Consider the following 19,482-nt stretch of genomic DNA (forward strand, 5'->3'; position numbering starts at 1 on the left):
GTCATTGCACCCGAATTATTTTGACCACCCCCTTTTATCCCCCTCCTTGTTTCGCTTCGAAATTTGGCTTGGGTCGCGATTCCGGGTCCTTGTGCCCTCACCCCAACCCTCTCCTCCCGTAACCACTTCGTTCTACGGGCTTTGCAACTCCAGGGAGAGGGAGCTTGATTGTTTATGGGAGAATGGATTTTTTCGATTTCCTGGCCTGTGAAACGACATAAACAAAATATATTGGGGATATACGCACTCCAGAGGACAAAAACAACCTCTCGCTCGCCCCCTCCTGTTTTAGGAGGGGGAGAAAGGGGATGGTGGAAACATCTGGGTAAACCAAACCACCCATTCGCACAAAAACAAATCACCAAGTCTCTCTGTCTCTAAGCTGTCTCTAAGAAACGGAGTCTTTTAGGTGAATTGGATGGGTTTATTGAATGTAATACCCATCCGATTCCTTGTTTGCGGAGTTCAACCCCGTCCGGGGTTGTGACCCCTCCTCCACCACGACCCCAAAGCGGGTCGAAACTTCTGCCTCAGAAAGTAAAGTTCAACCCATTCAGGATTGGAATAAGCAATATCACCAATACCCTAGGTGCAACCTGGGGATATTGAAGCGTTCGACAGCTTCACCGTCGGGCAAATAAACTACACCTTATATCAATTCCCCCATTTTATTACTTTATCTAGAATCGTTTCCTTGGTGACTACTTGTTCATTTTCCGCCAAAATAGCCTGTAGCTGTATCCCTAGGACTTCTGCCAACCTGGTATCTAAATTAATCTAATAAGTTGGTTATTAACCAACTTATTAGATTAATTTTATGTTGTGCATATTATTAGGGAACAGACCCTCAAAGACTATTACACCAAACACCCGGATGCCAAGGACTGGCTAACCACTTGGGTGGCTATTGCACGAAAAGCATCGTGGAAAAATCCTCATGAAGTTCAACAGGACTATCCTAGTGCAGATCAGGTGGGTGGTCAAAGAATGGTATTCAATGTAAAAGGAAAAAATTATCGTTTGGTGGTGAGGTTTAGTTTTCAATACAAACATGCATTGATTAAATGGTTTGGGACACATGCGGAATATGATAAAATTGATGTATTAAACGTGTAGGCAACATGAAGTATTTACAACTAATTGAAACAGAAAAGGAGTATAAAAAGGCTTTGCAACGAATAGAGGAGCTTTTTGATGTTCCAAAAGGTTCCCCTGAATCTCAGGAGCTACAGGTTTTGGTGTTGCTGGTAGAAAAGTACGAAGCGGAAAATTTCGATGAAATCCCTTTGCCTGATCCCATCGATGCCATCAAAATAAGGATGGAGGACCTGGGCTTAAAAGCTAAAGACCTTATTCCTGCCATTGGGGATAAAGGAACAGTTTCGAAAGTATTAAACCGAAAAATCCCACTCTCCCTGAAAATGATCCGTAACCTGCGCCAAATCCTTGGCCTTCCAGTGGAAGTACTAATTCAGGAAATTCAATGTGAAGTGTCCTGAACCTTCACTGAAAAGGTTTAATTGCCTAAGCAGTTTTGAAAAATCAAGTAATCCTATGTGAAGGATTGAAAGGTTGTCTGGCATTCAGCGTGTATTGGAAAGTAACTTGAGTCCATAGTGAGTAAATGCTAAGATTTGGTTACGGATACTTAAGAATTACGATAATCAAACAGAATGCTAGTATTAACAACCTTACTTCAAAGACGCCATATCTATCACAAAACGGTATTTCACATCGCTCTTTAACATTCTTTCGTAAGCGGTGTTGATGTCCTGCATGGTTATCATTTCTATTTCGGACACGATGTTGTGCTTCCCACAGAAATCAAGCATTTCCTGGGTTTCAGCGATACCTCCAATTACAGAGCCAGCCACAGATTTCCTCCCCATAATCAAGGGTACGGAATGAAGCATGGGATCCAGTTCGCCTAGGTAACCTACCAGCACCAAGGTGCCATTGATGTTCAGGGTGGCTACATAAGGGTTGAGGTCATGAACATAAGGAACCGTGTCAATAATTAAATCAAATTTGCCCTTTATCGATTTCATTTGTTGGGCATCGGTAGAAATGATAACTTCATCGGCACCCAATTTCTTGGCATCGGCTGTTTTGCCTTTGGATCTCGAAAATAAAGTGACTTCGGCTCCCATACCCTTGGCCAATTTGATGGCCATATGGCCTAATCCTCCGAGACCAACTACGGCTACTTTGCTTCCCTCCTTTACCTTCCAATGCCTTAGTGGGGAATAAGTAGTAATGCCCGCACATAGCAAAGGGGCGACCGCAGCTGCATCCAGGTTTTCCGGTACCTTTAGCACAAAGTGTTCATCCACCACAATTTTTTCAGAATAGCCCCCAAAGGTCTGAGCATCCAAATATTTTTCATGACCGTTGTAAGTTCCAGTAAATCCATTCAAACAATATTGTTCTAAATCCTTTTTACAGCTTTCGCAGGTTCTGCAACTATCCACCAAGCAACCTACACCTACCAGGTCCCCTACCTTAATGCTGGACACTTCCTCTCCAACCTGGGTAACCTTGCCCACAATTTCATGTCCAGGGACAGTTGGGTATATAGTTCCTCCCCAGTCATTACGGGCAGTATGTAAATCCGAATGGCACACACCGCAATAAAGGATTTCCAATTCCACATCCTTGGGGAGCACGCTTCTGCGTAGGATATTCATTTGATCCAGATCCGCCTCGGAGGAGGCAGCGCCAAATGCTTTTACCTTGGTAGTTTGCATTTCTTTCTGTTTTTTGGTTAGGTACATAGTTAATTAACTTCATGATTCCCTTTAAAGTTTGCTTGAGCGGTGGGGAAAGCTATGGGCAACTTATTAACTTTTAGAGGTTCAATTGTAACAGGATTGATCCTTCCCTCAACTTCAGTGAGTTAGTTTTCGCATGTTGTTTGAAGAGAATTATTGAAAGGCGTCACCTTTGTAAAACCTAGGCCATACGCTTTCTCACCTACATTCCACCTACTATGCTTAAGCAAGACATTGATTTCCTGTAGGTTGCTTTTTAGTCCATCTTCTTGATGGGTTGATTTACAAAAACAAAACTCCCCCTCCCTCGGTTACTAAGTATCTTAGTGATATATAGAACCGAGGTTATCCGCAATGCTAAGAATTTCATTCAAAAACCCTTCGCACCATATTGCCAAAAAATTTGTTAATCCTTAATCATCAACCAAAACCCAAATTCCATGAGGTATTTTAGGCTGTTTTTTGGAGGCTTGCTTTTGATTTTGATAGCAAAAGGAGCCTGTATGGCCCAGGACAATGACCCTTACACCTATAAAACTCCAGATAGGGACGGTACGGGAAAAGTATATAAGGGAAGGGAAATTTCCAAAATCATGAGTTTTCACGGTGTGAACTGGCTGGAAAGGCCCAGTAGGTCCAGAGAAGAAAATACCGATGAGGCCATAGCCAACCTACCGCTGGAACCCGATCACCAAGTGGCTGATATTGGGGCCGGGTCGGGTTTTTATACCTTCAGGATTGCCAAAAGAGTGCCGGAGGGAAAGGTGTATGCGGTGGAAGTGCAAGAAGAAGCACTTATCTATCTTAAGGATAAAGCGGAGGAATTGGGAGTCACCAATGTGGAGGCCACAAAAGGGGATGAAAAAACCCCCAACCTTTCTAATAATGCCTTGGATATGGTAATTATGGTGGATGTGTACCATGAGCTCCTGTATCCTCATGAGATGCTGGCAGCCATAAAAAAATCGCTGAAAACCGATGGGAAGCTGGTTCTGATAGAATACAGGGGGGAAGATCCCGAGGTGGCCATCAAACCCCTTCACAAAATGACCCTTGCCCAAATCGAAAAAGAGATGAAGGCCAATGGTTTTCATTTGGCAGAAAAGGGGGATTTTATGCACATGCAGCATTTTCTAGTTTACCAGAAAGGGGAATAAAACCCACTCAACCTCGACTGGGTGTAGTATGCTCGATTGGGTGTAGTATGCCACTACACCCCTTTATTGGTGATCATTGTTCAAGATAAAAAACATTGAAAAGGCCATTTATAATGGCCAAATAGCTCCTGCTCCAAAAACCAATTCCATTCCTCCTCTTGATGAAACCTCGACTCGGTGTAGTATGCCACTACACCCCTTTATCGGTGATCAATGTTCAAGATAAAAAACATTGAAAAGGCCATTTATAATGGCCAAATAGCTCCTGCTTCAAAAACCAATTCCATACCTCCTCTTGATGAAACCTCGACTCGGTGTAGTATGCCACTACACCCCTTTATCGGTGATCATTGTTCAAGATAAAAAACATTGAAAAGGCCATTTGTAATGGCCAAATAGCTCCTACTTCAAAAACCAATTCCATACCTCCTCTTGATTAAAACTCGACTGGGTGTAGTATGCCACTACACCCCTTTATCGGTGATCATTGTTCAAGATAAAAAACATTGAAAAGGCCATTTGTAATGGCCAAATAGTTCCTGTTTCTAAAACCAATACCATACCTCCTCTTGATGAAACCTCGACTCAGTGTAGTATGCCACTACACCACTTTATCGGTGATCATTGTTCAAGATAAAGAACATTGAAAAGGCCATTTGTAATGGCCAAATAGCTACTGCTTCAAAAACCAATTCCATACCTCCTCTTGATTAAAACTCGACTCGGTGTAGTATGCCACTACACCACTTTATCGGTGATCATTGTTCAAGATAAAGAACATTGAAAAGGCCATTTGTAATGGCCAAATAGCTACTGCTTCAAAAACCAATTCCATACCTCCTCTTGATTAAAACTCGACTCGGTGTAGTATGCCACTACACCACTTTATCGGTGATCATTGTTCAAGATAAAGAACATTGAAAAGGCCATTTGTAATGGCCAAATAGTTCCTGTTTCTAAAACCAATACCATACCTTCTATTGGTTAAACCAGTATTCTCATTAGGATATCACCAGCATCTCCTTAAGATATCACCAGCATCTCATGGGAGGAAACGGAATCCACCACCAATTCCAGGGTGTCATTTGCGACATTCACTTCTACAGCGCGATTGGCAACTTTCAAGTTGGCATCGGTGAAAGCAGCCATTCCAGCCACCTTGATTTTTATCTTAATTGGACCTATTGGCATCCGCTCCTCTACAGGGTGGCGCCAGGTGGCGACATTCGTAAGGTTGATAAGGTGAAGGATCAGAAGGTTGTTTTGCCGGTATAAATGGCATTCTATCAAGCCTGGGCCTTCTACAGTCACGGGTAAAGTGTCTCCTGCAGACCACTTTATCACATTTTCCAAAAGCAAACCATGATCGGAGATATTGTCCCTGCTAAACCTTCGGTCAATATCTGCTAGAAAGGTGACCACTTTTCCCCCTTGAGGTGTCTCATTCACCACTAAACCAGGGATGTCGGTGACCGGGGTTCTCATCCAAGCCATTTCTGGGGGGAATATGGGAAATTCAGGTACGAATGTCATCAACACAGTGGCTTTCTGTTCCATTTCCACAGGCTCCAACATTCCCCCATAGGGTAGAATGTCTGTCTCATCAAACCCCTCCAATATTTCATGCCGCTTCCCGGAAATTTCGGGTTCATCACCAGAGTTAGGCCCGTCCACCTCCCTTCTTAATTCGGGAACCAACCTTAAATAGGTGTGTTTGGTAGATGCTTTAGCCCTATTTTCTTCAAATTGATAATTGTACTTAGGGCTGGCATGTACCCCCATCAGGTCCGCCAGCAGAAAGTCCTCCCTTCTTTTTCCCCGCTCATCAAAAAGTCCGCAAAGCCCCGTGACCACCAAACTGCCTCCATTCTCCACAAAAGCCCTGATTGCACTGGCCTGTTCCTCTGAAAGGATCCCCAAATTAGGTAATATAAGCACCGAAAAATCCTCTAAATGGTCTGCAACCTGTTCGACATGAAGTGGAAGATAGGGGATTCTTGCTCTGGTCAGTGCATGGGTACACCCCCTCCAGGGCTCCTCAATGATGGTTTCGGGATGATCCCTCCCAAAAAAATCCTGATTGCGCTGGGACCAAACTACGCCAACATTGGCAATTGGCTGTCTGTTGATTAGGTAGCTTTCATTTTCTTTATGCCAATCAAATACCTCAGCAGCAGTATTATACATTCTTCTGTCTTCATGATAAGCCGATACATGATGCCACCAGGGCTGAATACCTCCTGCAATCCCACTATACATCCAGGACCTGGCCTCCAAGGCAGGTTGACTGGAAAGCCGGAAAGTGGGGCGCCAATTAAAATTGAGATATAGGGACATACTCTCCGGAATCAGTTTGTCCCAACCCATCAACCCATGGATGAGTTTACCTACTTCACCATTGTGTTGGAATCCGGACTTGACATCACGAGTCTGATAATCCAACATCAAGATATCTGCCCTTGCGCCTATTTCCTTGTAATCTCTGAATGTCTCACACTGCTCTTTGAGTGATCCACTGTTCATACCAGACCAGATGCAATCGGGGCCCCCGAATTTTTTGGTCACCTGATTATTAAAATCCCATATTTCCAACCTTCGGGAGTAGTTCCAAAGTATCCACTCCTGATAGGCCTTATCCTCCCAGTCTTTTTGAAGGGGAAGTTCAAAGCCCGTTCTCTCCCTGAACTTTTCCTTGCAATTGGTACAATAGCAAATTTTGTCCCTGGTGAGCCCCACCCAGCGGTTATCTGTAAATCCCTCGGGACTATATAGCGTGATTATTTCCTCCAGGATGGCAGGTATGTGGCGATCGTAATAGGGGCCATTTACACAAGTAATGTACTGATCACCGGCCATATAGGGGTTTCCCTCTTTGTCAATAGTAAACCAGTCGGGATGGGCCTCATAGAATTCCCTGTGGGCCCGATTGGAATCCATACGGGCAAAAACCGCCAATCCATCCTGGTGCGCCGCCTCACAAAGCTCTCCAAACAGATCCCTTCCACCCAAAAATTCAGCGGGCCGATGGAAAGGAACCTTGCTGGGATAATAGGATACGATCCCTCCCGCATTGACGATTACGCCATCTATCTTGGTTTTCTTCCAATATGCTCTCCACCAAGAAATGTCATACCTATCCACATCAATTTCGGTGATGTTGGTCTGGCCCCATCTAGTTGCGGTTTTATACCAGGGATCCTCTTTCTCCAGGGCCTTTGCGGGAGACTCCTTGGCATAGGACCAATAAGGCCCAGTGGAAAGGGTAGCTGACAATAAGGAGAGTTTCTTGATAAAATTTCGCCTTTCTTCAAAGATCATAGTTCGGTCATTTAGGGTAATGGGTTATACTGTTGACTTAATCGTAGTAAATTAATAAAACTAAAGGTAGATGGTAAACAAAACCCAAAATTATTGGCCGAAAGAAATCTACACAACCGCTAAAGAGTAGCTAAGTCTTACCTTAGGTCGCTTCTGTTGGGAGTAAATAAAGCTGCTTCCTTTACAATTTATGTCAGTAGATTGAAAAATAGTTGTCAATTGTCTGATCAATTGCCTAACTTTTAGCTTTAAAGATTAAGAGCATTATGAGTAAAAAGACCTATACCAATGGTGAGGTGACTGTGACCTGGGAGCCTGCAAAGTGCATACATTCGGAAAAATGCTTCAAAGGTCTGCCCGAGGTCTTTAAGCCAAGTGAAAAACCCTGGATAAAAATGGAGGGATCCACCACCGACGAAATAGTGAATCAGGTAAAGATATGCCCTTCCGGAGCTTTGGATTATTACTTCAATGATGCCGCCCCCATTGAGGAAGTAAAACAAACCCCAGAGCCTGAAAAGGAAATTCCCTTGGTGGAAATTATTGCCAATGGTCCTATTATGGTGTATGGGGACATAAAAGTAGATTTTAAAGACGCAAAGAAAAGGAAAAAAGGCAAGGTTACTGCCTTTTGCAGATGTGGGGCATCCAAAAAGAAGCCCCATTGTGATGGCAGCCATAAGAAAATCGGTTTTGAAGGTTAAACAGAAAATTCACTTTTTCTTTTTATGAACCTCTTGATTCTAATTTCTAGTCAGAATTCCCATTTTAGTAATGAACTTTAGGATAAATAGGTTAGGCTTCCTTTTTTTTCCAATGGTATCTCATGGTAAGTCCGTAGGTACGTTGATCTCCAAGTGTAGCGGCATAGTGTCCTATATTGCCCGCTGCTGGCATAAGTTGCTCATAATAGTTAGTGTCCAGAAGATTTCTTGCCCAAACAAAGAGGGTAATCCCCTCCCCTGCCCTGCAGCCTGACCTAAGGTTGAACAATGCATATCCGGGAACATTCAAATAGCGGGAAGGGGAAGGGCTGGAAGAAAATTCGGATCTGAAAAAACCCTCCCCTGCCAGAAAGAAGGTCATTTTTTCCCCGAAAATGCTAAATCCCTTTGACCATTCTGCACCGTAGGAACCGGCCCATCTGGAAATCCCAGGTAGCCTGCTCCCAGAAATATCCTTAAAACTCTCTCCTCCCACTTCCTCCAAAGGAACTGGGGCATTGGTAAACGTGATATATCTACCGTCTGTGTAGGCAATTGCTCCGAAGTTTGTCAGGTTTTTATGTAGCCGGACGTTGAAATCCAATTCAAGGCCTGAAACCCTCACTCGTTCGGCATTGGCCAAGTACCCCCTGTTTACGGATAGATCAGGACTTTGTACCAATGTCTGAAAGTTCCTGATCACGGTATGGTGTAAAACTATATTTAACGTAGCGTTTTGGGAAGGGCTGGTTTTAATTCCGGCCTCCCAATGGTTAATCAACTCGGGTTCCACCCTTGCCAGTTCCACCATAGTCCTACCATTTTCCCTAGGTAATCCACCCAGATTAATTCCTACTGGTTTAAAGCTGTTTGAAAAAGTAACAAATGAATTCACTTGTTCAACGGGTCTATAAGCCAAAGTAACCTGCCCAGAGAAATTAGACTCGCCTACCGCAGCGGTAAATGCCTGATCATTATACACCATCTGCTGAAGCGCCAACAATTCAGGGTCGTTGGTTTGCAAGCCTCCATAGGTAGTCCTTTCGAAATCCACTTGTTTCTCATCATAGTTCCACCGAATCCCCGGCAGCAGATTAAGCTTATCTGTGATCTTCCAGTCCAATTGACCAAAAACCGCCCCGCTAAAGCTACGCAAACTGTTTCTGGTCCTTATGCCATATCCTTCCAACAAACCTGGTGTCTGCCACAAGGGATTTTGATTGTTTTGTATAAAACGCCATTGGTGCACACCGGATTCTTCGGTGTGGTAGGGACTGGACCTTAGATCCTGCCAGAGTGAGTAGACCCCCAACACCCCGGACAAGGATTGGCCAATCTCCCCTGCATACCTGATTTCCTGTGACCATTGCTCATGTTTGGAAGGTGCCTGGGACAGGGAAAGAACCTGCAAACCGGTGAAATCCCTATCGTTGGAAGGGTCCCAATTCCAAAATCTCCAAGCGGAAGTTGCCGTTAGGGTGCCATTTCCGATTTCCGTATCCACGTTTACAGAAAACCCACCCATATCATTTCCTGATCGCCAAGGGGTATCGTGGTCGATAACCCTGTCAAAAGCATTTGTTGAAGGCAGAGAATAGTCAAGGTCAGCTAGGATCTGTTTAAATTGCCTGAAAGGGGCTCTTTGCGTTTCCGCCACCCCAGCTATCACCTGTGCATATCCGTCCGGTCTTTGCCGCGTGGCATCGGCAGCCACCAATACTTCCACCCTCTCGGATGGGAGGTATAAAAGTTGACCCCGAAACCCTAGGTTATTCAATTCATTGGTATAGGTCTCCGTCTTTTGGTTTTGGATCAAGCCATTCCTTTTGGTACCTGAGAAGGATACCCGGCCGGCCAATTTATTTGTCAAAGGCCCTGTCAGAGAACCTTTGGTTTGTACAAAACCAAAATTGCCTATACTGGATTCCAAGGTGGCATCGGATTGAAAACGAGGTCTTTTAGTAGCAATATTAAAAGCACCGGAAGAGGTGTTTTTCCCAAATAGGGTGCCTTGAGGCCCCCGTAACACCTCAACTTGCTCCACGTCTATAAAGTCCAAGGTCGTCACCGCGGGTCGGGCATAATACACCCCATCCACGTAAAAGCCCACGCCAGGGTCTATGCCGTCATTGGTAAGGCCGAAGGTGGATCCCAAACCCCGGATGTTCAAGGTCGTGTTCCGGGGATTGGAAGAGTATAACTGTACAGTAGGTACCAATTCCTTTAGGCGGTTTACATTAAAGGCCTGGTTGTCTTCCAACTGAGTTCCTCCAATTACTGTAATGGAAATAGGTATGGCTTGGACCTCTTCTTGTCTTCTTCTGGCCGTTACCACAATTTCCCCAAGTTCATTGCTTTCCTCTAGTGAAAGTACAATTGGGAGTGAGGGATTTGTGGAAAAGGGAATATCCAAGGGTTCAAATCCCAATAAGCTTACTTTTAAGGTAAGAGGATAAGGGATTTCATGGCTGAGGGAGAATTTTCCGGTTTCGTCGGTAAAGACATAGAAGTTGCTGTCCTTAATTACAAGAGCTACCCCTATCAAAGGGATGTTTTCCTGATCGCTAACCCTGCCAGTCAGAATTCCCTGGGCATAAAGGGAGGACCCAATGATCCCTGTGTATAATAGCAAAATGGAAACTATTTTTTTCATTTTAGTGCTGAATGGTAATACTTTATGAATAATTTTTTATTGGACAGATTATATTAACACATAAACCCTATAGATTTAATAGGCAAATATAAATAAAGGATTTCAATCAAATCGATTTTATTAGAAATTATTCTTAGCGACTATTTCAAAGCAGTTTTGTACTCGTGTTTTTAGACTAAAAAAGGCTAAAAGTACATTCCTGAATGGTTACGAGGAAAATTTTCTAGGGTAAATTCCAAAACCAACTGATGTCAAAATTATCTCCTTCTAATTAAAAAAAATATCCAGGCAAACAGGGGTAGATGTAAAGGGAGGTCATTACAAATTCAGAAGCAAGTGGGCTTTGGAAAACTAAACTTGAAGCCATGAATCAACAATGGCTCAAAAAAGGTTTAAATTAAAACAATTGACATCCTAAAAATACCTCCGGCAAATTAAAAAGCTCAACAATTTCCAAGAACTCAATTAATATAATAAAGCATACCCAATTTGAGCCAAACCTCCCCATTATTTTGGGGTTGGACCTTGATCTCGAAATTTAGGCCGATTTCATCATAAATTTTGTATAAGACACCGGCACCCAGATTTATCGAACCTCTATTGTCAAAATTGAGTTCCGGGTTATGTTCATACCTTCTTCTAAATATCCCATACCCCGCCAAACCATAGAGTTGGATATCTTCCTCCGTGAAATAATACCTGGCATTGAAGTTAAAAGCACTTGCCTTGCCAGTTGCAGGGAATAAAATGGTAGCGGATGGAGCAAAAGAAAGGTTATCAATCAAGAAATATTCCCCGACAAGGTTAAAACCAAAAAGGTTGTTGCCCAACCCATATTCATTGGAATAATGGAGCCTAATTTGTTCTTGGTATTGTCCAAAGGCGTTGTGGGATAGCAAAATCCACATCACAGATCCAAGAAAAAGATATTTTATCTTTATGTTCATGACCATTATAGAGAGGGTAAACTTCTGGTGACTGGGGTTCTTCTACCCCTGAAATCCAAGGTATACATGATGTTCAATCTTATAATATGTCTGTTTCTGTATATCCCTGGGTTATTGGTAGGGCCATATGTCCACATGTGTCCCCCAAAAAACATGAAATTATTATAAGTATATCCAATGGCTGTATACACCCTGTTTTCTTCAAGGACATCTATCTGCTGTTTCCCAGTTTCGAAGAAGATTTCATTGGAAGGTGCAAGGAAAAAAGTGTTGTTTTCCATCCTAGGCTTATTCAGTGGGATGTAAGCCGTAATTTTATACCTATACCTATCCGTATAGGCATATTCGGCACCTATGAAATTATCTCTTTTAAACCTGTGTTCAAACCTAAATTGGTGAAGGATTTTAACTCCCGCAATGGATTGGGTAAGGAGCCATTGGTGCCATAATCTGGGCTCTAGGGTACTATTCTCATAATTAGGGTCATCGGGATCAGGGGTAAAATTCCAGACTAAAGTGGGGCCTACTGTAACTTCAAACTGGTCGTTAAAAAGATAGACAAAACCAGCCCTATTATACAACTGACTCATACGACCTATAAAATCAGCCCGGTTTGCTATGGAGTTTCTTCTCCTATAATGATTCTCCTGGTACCAAAAAATCCTGTCCGAAAGACGGAACTTTAAATAGAGCCCATTCCAAGATTCAGTGGTCGGAGCCAAACCCCTTCTTACCGGTTCCGCCGATTCTTCCACCTCCTGTCCAAAACCTTCCCAACATACAATCCAACTCAATAAACTTAACAACAAGAGCTTTTTGCTCATTTTCGAAGTTTTAAACATGTTACTTTGATTAAAGATCAAGGGCGGATTCAATTCTTCCTGGTGTGTTTCTCCTGCCCAATCTTCTTTCCAATGCCCTCGTGTCCTGATCTCTCAATTCTACCAATCGATCCTGAAGGTTCGCAATTCTATTGATATGTTCTTTTATTTGGGTATAGTCTTCTTCTTCTTTCAATTCTTCCATATAATGTTCAAAAAGTATTTCCCCGGCATCATAGAGTCTTTCTTTGGCGCGGGTATCGTATCTGCTATAGGTAAAAGGGTTGAAGGTTTCTTCCATATAAATTTCATCCAACTCCTCCCTCCTAGGATAAAGTAAGGTTAATTCGGAAAAACGCTTTTCTAATTCATCAAATAAGTCCAAAATCACCCTTCCCTTATCCATCTTGGCCTCAAATTCTATTTCATTGGCATATTCACTACTTAACTTCTCAAACACACCATCAATAAAGTTGTTTTGAATGGCCTCCAGTAAGTTCTCTTCCGCATTGGAAATGTGACTGTAATTTGCATATAGTGAGTCCAACTCCTCTTTTCTATCCACAATCTCTGCTTCAAGAGCCACAAGTTTGGTATTAACCTCAATATCATATAATTCCGTGGTGACAAAACTGCTAATATCAGCAACGAAATCCATTTCTTCCGTCAAATAATCACGAAGGTTATCGAAAAAAGAGGTGGAACTTTGAAAGGACACTTCCCGGGGAAGCATTTTCCTAAGCGTATCTTCCTCATAATTATAGGTAATCATATCGATGGCAGACATGAAGGATACACCGTCCTTGGTGTAGTTTTTCATATCATAATACCTGATTTCCCCACTTCTAATCAGCTCTATGGTAGGTTCTATTCTATCGAGTTTTCCCAAACGGTTATTAAAGTAGGCATAAGCAAAGGCTAAGGAATCACTTTTAGTCTGGTTTAAGGCCAATGAATTCATCTCACTGTATCTTTCCACCGAATCCCTGATCTGATCATAAATAACCGGAATTTCTACCAGTAGTTCCTCTTCCTCTTTAGTGAACTCAAACTCAAATCGTTTGGTAAAAAATGGATACCTAACAATAGTTTCTTCATTTTCCACGGCATCATCAAACCGCATGATTTTTGTAATGAAATTTTCTATAAAATCATTTCCAGGTTTTTGAATCTGCTGTTGCATGGTATTCTGCATATACCCATCATTATAGTTGATGCCATAACCTCCATCAGCCAACACAAAGCCTTCGTTTTCTTCGTTGTTAACCAAATTCAGCTTTTCTATAGTAGAGAAAAATATGGCTTCATCCATTTTTTCTCCGGAATCCAGATCCCTTCTTACCACACCCAACAATAGGCCATTTTCATAATTCCTTACCTCGGATATCAATATGGAATCTTTCACATAGACCAATGACCATTCCCCATGCATATACCCATTATCATTTATCTCACCGCGGATAAACTGGGTGAAATTATCATAAAAGCTTCGGTAATAGATACCACCCTTCATTAGGCCACCATCAAAATTGATATCTTCGGCCTTAGCCCTCTCCTGCACCTTCCCACCTTCGAAAATATTCTCCAAATACTGCCAGACTCCGTTGGGTAAACCTTCTTTGTAGCTTGCTTTAATCTCAATGTCTTCACTCTCCAAGCTGGCAATAACTTCGAAATCTATTACATCCTCCAGGTTTACTTTATGCCTTTCTTGATCAAAGGACCAGTTGCCGGCCTTTTGATTATCCTCATAGTTCCCCCTTGCTTCAAATTTTGTTAATAAGGTTTGGTCCAAAGAGTCGATTTCTTTTCTTTCAAAGTTAAAGAAACCATGCATAATGACGTTCCCGTCTACATCTTCCCTGAATTCAAATGTTGCCCTGCCGGTTTTGCCTTTAAATTCATATTCTCCGTCGTACACTGTTTCTGACTGGCCATAACAAAGGATACCTTTTAAAAAAATAAGGGGAAATAAGAAATAATTATTCCGCATAGGTGTGTATGGTAAATAATTGGTTTAAGAAGAAGCCTATAATCAAAGCATTCGCCAAATTCTTTAAAGAATAACGAATTAGGCTCTGTTCAATTACAAATTCTTCAACAAGTTTGCCAGATTTGGCTACAAAGCTAAAAAATTATATTAAAACGACCTTATGATAATGACAAATTCCCACCAAAACTACAAATTCACCTTTGGTCACCAAAACCGACTACAAAGAAGGTTTTTCAATGAATTCAATAACTAATTCCCTAATCAACAGTTCGGTGGAAAACCCTTTAAATCCTTACACCAAATTAAACTAATTGAATTTCCAAAAATAGTTAATACCCCAAGGTTTTAAGCATATTCTCACTTTGCTGTTCTGGGGCAAACAGCTTATGGGTGATAGAGCCGTCCTTTTCCCTATCAATAATAATATGTTTGGGTGCAGGGATCAGGCAATGTTGTATGCCTCCGTACCCCCCCAGGGACTCCTGATAGGCACCGGTATGAAAAAAGCCGATATACTGCTTTTTGCCCTCCTGCCTCTTGGGCAGATAGATATTAAACTGGTGAGCCTCGGAATTGTAGTAATCCATACTGTCGCAGGTAAGCCCACCTAAAGAGATATTATGGTATTCCTCCTCCCAGTTATTGACCGCCAGCATGATGTATTTCTGGTTTAGTCCCCAACTGTCCGGAAGCTGGGTGATAAAGGAGCCGTCTATCATGTACCAGAGCTCCTTGTCGTTTTGGAGTTTCTCTGCAAGTATTGAATAAAGTACTGCCCCACTCTCTCCTACCGTGTAGCTCCCAAACTCCGTGAAGATGTTGGGTTCCACGGTGTTGTTTTTGGCACACATCCACTTGATGTTTTTCACGATTTGATCGGCCATGTATTGGTAGTCGTAGTCGAAAAAAACATTGGTTTTGATGGGCCATCCCCCTCCCACATCCATGGTGTCCAGCTCCGGAGCCACTTTTTTCAGCTCCACATATTTCTGGATAAACCTGGTAAGCTCAGACCAATAATAGGCCGTATCGCGGATTCCGGAATTGATGAAAAAATGCAGCATCTTTAAGCTTACATTGGGGTTGTCCTTGATTTTCTCCTCGTACAATTTCACGATGTCGGCGTAACGTACCCCCAATCTTGAGGTATAAAACCCAAATTTCGGTTCCTCATCTGCTGCTATCCGAATACCTACCTGAAAAGGCACCTTAACGTGTTCCAAATAATAGTCAATTTCTGTAAGGTTGTCCAGCACCGGGATGCAGTTGGCAAACCCGTCATTCAGTAACTCTGAAATATACTGCTTATACAAGTCCCTTTTAAAACCATTGCACACGATGAAGGTTTCCTTGGTGATCTTACCCTTCTCATATAGGCTTCTCACCAAAGGGATATCAAAGGTAGAGCTGGTTTCAATATGTATGTCGTTTTTCAGTGCCTCGTTCAAGACAAAGCTAAAATGGGAGGACTTGGTACAATAGCAATAGGTATATTTACCTTTGTATCCATGAGTCTGTATAGCATTGTTGAAATAGGTCTTGGCGTTCTGGATGCTTTCTGAAATTTTGGGCAGATAGGTAAGCTTTAAGGGGGTCCCATATTCGGAGATGATATCCATAAGGTTTACCCCGTTGAAGTGAAGTTGGCCATTTTCCACCCTAAATTCTTTCGTGGGAAAATCAAAAGTCTGCTGTATCAAATCTATGTATTTGTTCATTAAGGTTGGTAGTTGAATTAAAGTTTTGACTGCTTCAAAATTTGTACTAAAAATCGAAATTTCAAAAAATGATTGGTATTTATGGTCAAAAATTACCTCGGGTGTATCGCGATGGCCATCCTGGATGTCACTACACCTTATCTGGGTGTAGTATGTCACTACACCCCAATATCGGTGATCATTGTTCAAAATACAACTTCAAAGGCCATTTGGAATAACCAAAAGAGCCCTCATTTAAAATATCAATTCCAACAAAACCCCCTCGCTTGTTCACGGCCATGCCCAGGCTACCCTTCCATCCTTTTTTAGTATTTCAAAACAAAGCCCCCTTCTTTAGTAAGAAAAAAGGGGGCTTTTCCCATCCCAGAACCGCTGAATTAAAAGCAGCTTGAAATTATTAGGTGGGTCAAATTTAATCCTTCATTTTAATTGTTATAGAAAAACTTCTCGCTCACGATTTTACCGTCCTTCCATCTTTGTACCGCCACCTGGGTATATGTCCTGTCTCCCCATTCTTTATGGGAATAGTCCATAAACCACTCCACAGCGGCCACTCCCGCATCTTCACTTATCATAATGTTCTTCACCTCTGCTCCCCTGAATTCGGTAAGGTTGTTGACGAAGTCCTGCTCAAATTTTCTATTGGCATCTTTTCCTTCCCGGGCAGGAGTTTCATTGTCCTGCATCACGATCTCTTCAGCATAAAACTTTTCAAATGCATCCAAGATTTCACCGTCCAAGATCATTTGATTCAATTTCTCTACGTTTTCTTTTATAGAAGCCATAATTTGTTGGTTTGGTTATACATGTATATACACTTAATCCAAAAAATAGTTCAGATTTTTAGGCTTTAATTGGAAAAACCTCCTCGCCTGGGTGTAGTATGCCACTACACCCACCTATCGGTAATCATTTTTCAAAATACAAGACATCAATTGGCCATTTGCAATGGCCTTATCTGGGTGTAGTATGCCACTACACCCACCTATCCGTAATCATTATTCAAAAAACAAGACATCAAAAGCCATTTGTAATGGCCAAAAGAGCCCACATTTAAGATACCAGTTCCATCAAAACCCCCCTCGATAGTTCGCCTCATCATTGGATATGCCACATAAAGGAAAGGGAATTGCAAATTCCCGAGGATAGAAAGGAGTAGTTACAAACTACGCCTAGTTCGCCCCTGGGTGTAGAATGCCACTACACCCACCTATCGGTAATCTTTGTGCAAAACACAAAACTTCAAAGGCCATTTGTAATGGCCAAAAGTGCACACTTTTAAGAGAACAATTCCATCAAAACTCCCATGATATCAGAACCGATAACCTGGGTGTAGTATGCCACTACACCCACCTATCGGTAATCATTATTCAAAAAACAAGACATCAAAAGGCCATTTGTAATGGCCAAAAGTACCCACATTTAAGATACCAGTTCCATCAAAACCCCTTAATAATCAGCGTCATCTTTGGATATGCCACATCAAAGAAATGGAATTGCAAATTCCCGAGGATAGAAAGGCGTAGTTACAAACTACGCCTAGTGCACGGCTGGGTGTAGTATGCCACTACACCCACCTATCGGTAATCTTTGTTCAAAAAACAAGACATCAATTGGCCATTTGCAATGGCCAAAAGGTACCTAAATTAAGTTTTCCCCTCCAAACCTTCCCGAATGTCAGGCTCATATAATTTTTAAAACCACAAATGCACTTAGGGTAAACACAAAACTATTCCTCTTCAATAATTAGCACAGCATCGGTATGCTCCCAAGGACTGATTAATTCTATCCAGTTAAACCAGGTTTTGCTTCCAGCTTCCTGGTACTCCCCCGTATAAATGTTGAACCAAGTAACCTTAAGTTTTCCACTTTCAGGTTCAGGAAGTACGGCGGCCACCCTTTCGCTTACCGCAGGGATAAACATCAAATAGGTGCCTTTCTCATTATATAAGGTATATCCATTGGTAGCGAAATTGTCCTCTCCATGTTTGCTATTGGTGGTGATTTTTGGATAGCTGGGGGTAAAAGAGTTAAAATCATATTTCGAAAAGAACTCGGACATGTGCTTGTAATAATCAAACCGGGGAGCATCAAAATCATGGGAATCCTCAAAAGGGTCATAAATGACTATGTTCCAAGCAGCATCTTGCCAATAATAGGACCCATACACGCCGGCAAACACACACTCGTAGGTCCTGACCAAACATGTTTCCGGACTGGTGTAATTGCCAACAAAAGAACGATAGGGACCTTCCTCATAGCCTCCATGTTCTATGTTAACCACCGGTTTGTCCGCATGAAACCTCCTGCCCCTCATCATGAGGGAATACAGATCGGATCTCCAGCTTTGTATGGACACAAAGTCCACCTTTTCTGCATTTCGGGAATTAAATTCATAATCATGTACAGTAAGCAGACGTCCAAAACTGTCCCTTTTCCTAATCCTTTCGATGCGTTCAATAATATAGGTGGGGTCTGCCCTGTCGTAATCCAATGCCTCCTTGGACACGTCCCATATCACGTTGCTAAAAGCCTGGTACCGGTCAATGATATAATCAAAGTAAAGGTTATCCCCTTGATCATACATTTCCGGCCAGTTAACCAGTTTGTTCCACACATAAATCATCAGATGGGCATCTAAGCCTTTGGCCTGCATATGGGTCAACACCTTGTCCCAGTGCTGGAAGAGTTTCAAGTTCAGTCTTTCAAATTCAGGGTCCTCATTGGTCCCTTCCCAAGCGGTATAATCCGGCTTTCCAAAAAAGTACCTTTCCGGAACATCCTCGGCCACTTTCCAACCCACGTCATACGCATAAATGTTGGCCACCACGTGGTTAAAGCCGTTTTCCTTCACATGGCCCAGGATTTGTTCCGTCCGGGGTATCGCCTCGGCATTATCATAATCCAAGGCAAATAGCCAATCCAGTTCGAAGGCAAGCATAAAATGGGACGTCCCGTCTTCATAGATAAAGGCCTGCGGATTTTCCGGGTCTACGATTACGGCACCGCGCTGATGTTCTCGGGTATTTGGGGTGATGCTGATTTCACCCTTGTGCCCACTTAGGGAAGAAAGGGAGGAATACGTCTCAAAAGACCATTTCCCTTCCACATTGGAGGAAAAACGAGTCACCCATTCGTTATCGCCGTCATAAAAACCAGGTACATTTTGCACCTGACCTTTGGGACCGGTATAAACCGCACCAAACACCACCTGAAAGGGATTAGTGTCCCGGCTTAATTTCCCCTTAAACCGGACATCATTTACCTGCCATTTTTCGACACTATAGCTTGCATTTCTTTTGAATTCAGAACTGTTGATTTGAGCGAAAGAAGAATAGGTACAATTCAGCAGCAGAACTCCTAATACTATACCCCTCGCAATGATTGATGAGAACATTCT

At 42.4% G+C, this 19,482-nt stretch carries 13 protein-coding genes; 4 read left to right on the forward strand and 9 right to left on the reverse strand.

What is annotated here, in order from left to right:
- The first annotated feature begins 822 nt into the window (after positions 1 to 822).
- Positions 823 to 1,116, forward strand: coding sequence for a type II toxin-antitoxin system HigB family toxin (locus DB520_RS13785; protein ID WP_114750322.1), 294 nt, complete (start codon positions 823 to 825; stop codon positions 1,114 to 1,116).
- Between the two features lie 5 nt (positions 1,117 to 1,121).
- Positions 1,122 to 1,499 carry a helix-turn-helix domain-containing protein gene (locus DB520_RS13790; RefSeq protein WP_114750323.1) on the forward strand — a complete coding sequence of 126 codons (378 nt, stop codon included), beginning with the start codon at positions 1,122 to 1,124 and terminating at the stop codon, positions 1,497 to 1,499.
- 192 nt (positions 1,500 to 1,691) lie between these two features.
- Here DB520_RS13790 and DB520_RS13795 read toward each other — a convergent pair whose 3' ends face one another.
- Positions 1,692 to 2,747, reverse strand: coding sequence for an NAD(P)-dependent alcohol dehydrogenase (locus tag DB520_RS13795; RefSeq protein ID WP_114750572.1), 1,056 nt, complete (start codon positions 2,745 to 2,747; stop codon positions 1,692 to 1,694).
- A 464-nt stretch (positions 2,748 to 3,211) separates the two neighbouring features.
- Between DB520_RS13795 and DB520_RS13800 the strand changes: the two genes are divergently transcribed.
- On the forward strand, positions 3,212 to 3,928 hold the full coding sequence (locus tag DB520_RS13800) for a class I SAM-dependent methyltransferase (RefSeq protein ID WP_114750324.1): 717 nt from the start codon (positions 3,212 to 3,214) through the stop codon (positions 3,926 to 3,928).
- A 1,023-nt stretch (positions 3,929 to 4,951) separates the two neighbouring features.
- On the opposite strand, the gene DB520_RS13805 is transcribed toward DB520_RS13800, so the two are convergent.
- Complete coding sequence (locus tag DB520_RS13805) at positions 4,952 to 7,246, reverse strand: alpha-amylase family protein (RefSeq protein WP_114750325.1); 2,295 nt, start codon at positions 7,244 to 7,246, stop codon at positions 4,952 to 4,954.
- Between the two features lie 266 nt (positions 7,247 to 7,512).
- Between DB520_RS13805 and DB520_RS13810 the strand changes: the two genes are divergently transcribed.
- Complete coding sequence (locus DB520_RS13810; protein ID WP_114750326.1) at positions 7,513 to 7,950, forward strand: (4Fe-4S)-binding protein; 438 nt, start codon at positions 7,513 to 7,515, stop codon at positions 7,948 to 7,950.
- Between the two features lie 91 nt (positions 7,951 to 8,041).
- Here DB520_RS13810 and DB520_RS13815 read toward each other — a convergent pair whose 3' ends face one another.
- The 7 genes from DB520_RS13815 to DB520_RS13845 form a co-directional block, all read right to left on the reverse strand.
- Positions 8,042 to 10,603, reverse strand: a complete 2,562-nt coding sequence (locus tag DB520_RS13815; RefSeq protein WP_114750327.1) for a TonB-dependent receptor — start codon at positions 10,601 to 10,603, stop codon at positions 8,042 to 8,044.
- A 461-nt stretch (positions 10,604 to 11,064) separates the two neighbouring features.
- Positions 11,065 to 11,550: a porin family protein gene (locus DB520_RS13820; RefSeq protein WP_157972081.1), complete on the reverse strand. Its 486-nt coding sequence runs from the start codon at positions 11,548 to 11,550 to the stop codon at positions 11,065 to 11,067.
- Positions 11,551 to 11,555: 5 nt separating this feature from the next.
- On the reverse strand, positions 11,556 to 12,374 hold the full coding sequence (locus DB520_RS13825) for a DUF2490 domain-containing protein (RefSeq protein ID WP_114750329.1): 819 nt from the start codon (positions 12,372 to 12,374) through the stop codon (positions 11,556 to 11,558).
- Between the two features lie 28 nt (positions 12,375 to 12,402).
- Entirely contained in the window at positions 12,403 to 14,364 is a 1,962-nt protein-coding gene (locus DB520_RS13830; RefSeq protein ID WP_114750330.1) for a hypothetical protein, read from the reverse strand.
- 329 nt (positions 14,365 to 14,693) lie between these two features.
- Positions 14,694 to 16,082 carry an arginine decarboxylase gene (locus DB520_RS13835; protein WP_114750573.1) on the reverse strand — a complete coding sequence of 463 codons (1,389 nt, stop codon included), beginning with the start codon at positions 16,080 to 16,082 and terminating at the stop codon, positions 14,694 to 14,696.
- Between the two features lie 425 nt (positions 16,083 to 16,507).
- Positions 16,508 to 16,867, reverse strand: coding sequence for a nuclear transport factor 2 family protein (locus DB520_RS13840; RefSeq protein ID WP_114750331.1), 360 nt, complete (start codon positions 16,865 to 16,867; stop codon positions 16,508 to 16,510).
- A gap of 944 nt (positions 16,868 to 17,811) precedes the next feature.
- Positions 17,812 to 19,479, reverse strand: a complete 1,668-nt coding sequence (locus tag DB520_RS13845; RefSeq protein ID WP_157972082.1) for a DUF5060 domain-containing protein — start codon at positions 19,477 to 19,479, stop codon at positions 17,812 to 17,814.
- Positions 19,480 to 19,482: the final 3 nt, after the last annotated feature.

The organism is Pleomorphovibrio marinus, from assembly GCF_003347495.1.
Classification (GTDB): Bacteria; Bacteroidota; Bacteroidia; order Cytophagales; family Cyclobacteriaceae; genus Pleomorphovibrio; species Pleomorphovibrio marinus.

Excerpts from the sequence above, each read along its gene's own strand:
- DB520_RS13790 (WP_114750323.1), top strand. The coding sequence starts at position 1,122 with ATGAAGTATTTACAACTAATTGAAACAGAAAAGGAGTATAAAAAGGCT.
- DB520_RS13795 (WP_114750572.1), bottom strand. The coding sequence starts at position 2,747 with ATGCAAACTACCAAGGTAAAAGCATTTGGCGCTGCCTCCTCCGAGGCG.
- DB520_RS13800 (WP_114750324.1), top strand. The coding sequence starts at position 3,212 with ATGAGGTATTTTAGGCTGTTTTTTGGAGGCTTGCTTTTGATTTTGATA.
- DB520_RS13805 (WP_114750325.1), bottom strand. The coding sequence starts at position 7,246 with ATGATCTTTGAAGAAAGGCGAAATTTTATCAAGAAACTCTCCTTATTG.
- DB520_RS13810 (WP_114750326.1), top strand. The coding sequence starts at position 7,513 with ATGAGTAAAAAGACCTATACCAATGGTGAGGTGACTGTGACCTGGGAG.
- DB520_RS13815 (WP_114750327.1), bottom strand. The coding sequence starts at position 10,603 with ATGAAAAAAATAGTTTCCATTTTGCTATTATACACAGGGATCATTGGG.
- DB520_RS13820 (WP_157972081.1), bottom strand. The coding sequence starts at position 11,550 with ATGAACATAAAGATAAAATATCTTTTTCTTGGATCTGTGATGTGGATT.
- DB520_RS13825 (WP_114750329.1), bottom strand. The coding sequence starts at position 12,374 with ATGAGCAAAAAGCTCTTGTTGTTAAGTTTATTGAGTTGGATTGTATGT.
- DB520_RS13830 (WP_114750330.1), bottom strand. The coding sequence starts at position 14,364 with ATGCGGAATAATTATTTCTTATTTCCCCTTATTTTTTTAAAAGGTATC.
- DB520_RS13835 (WP_114750573.1), bottom strand. The coding sequence starts at position 16,082 with ATGAACAAATACATAGATTTGATACAGCAGACTTTTGATTTTCCCACG.
- DB520_RS13840 (WP_114750331.1), bottom strand. The coding sequence starts at position 16,867 with ATGGCTTCTATAAAAGAAAACGTAGAGAAATTGAATCAAATGATCTTG.
- DB520_RS13845 (WP_157972082.1), bottom strand. The coding sequence starts at position 19,479 with ATGTTCTCATCAATCATTGCGAGGGGTATAGTATTAGGAGTTCTGCTG.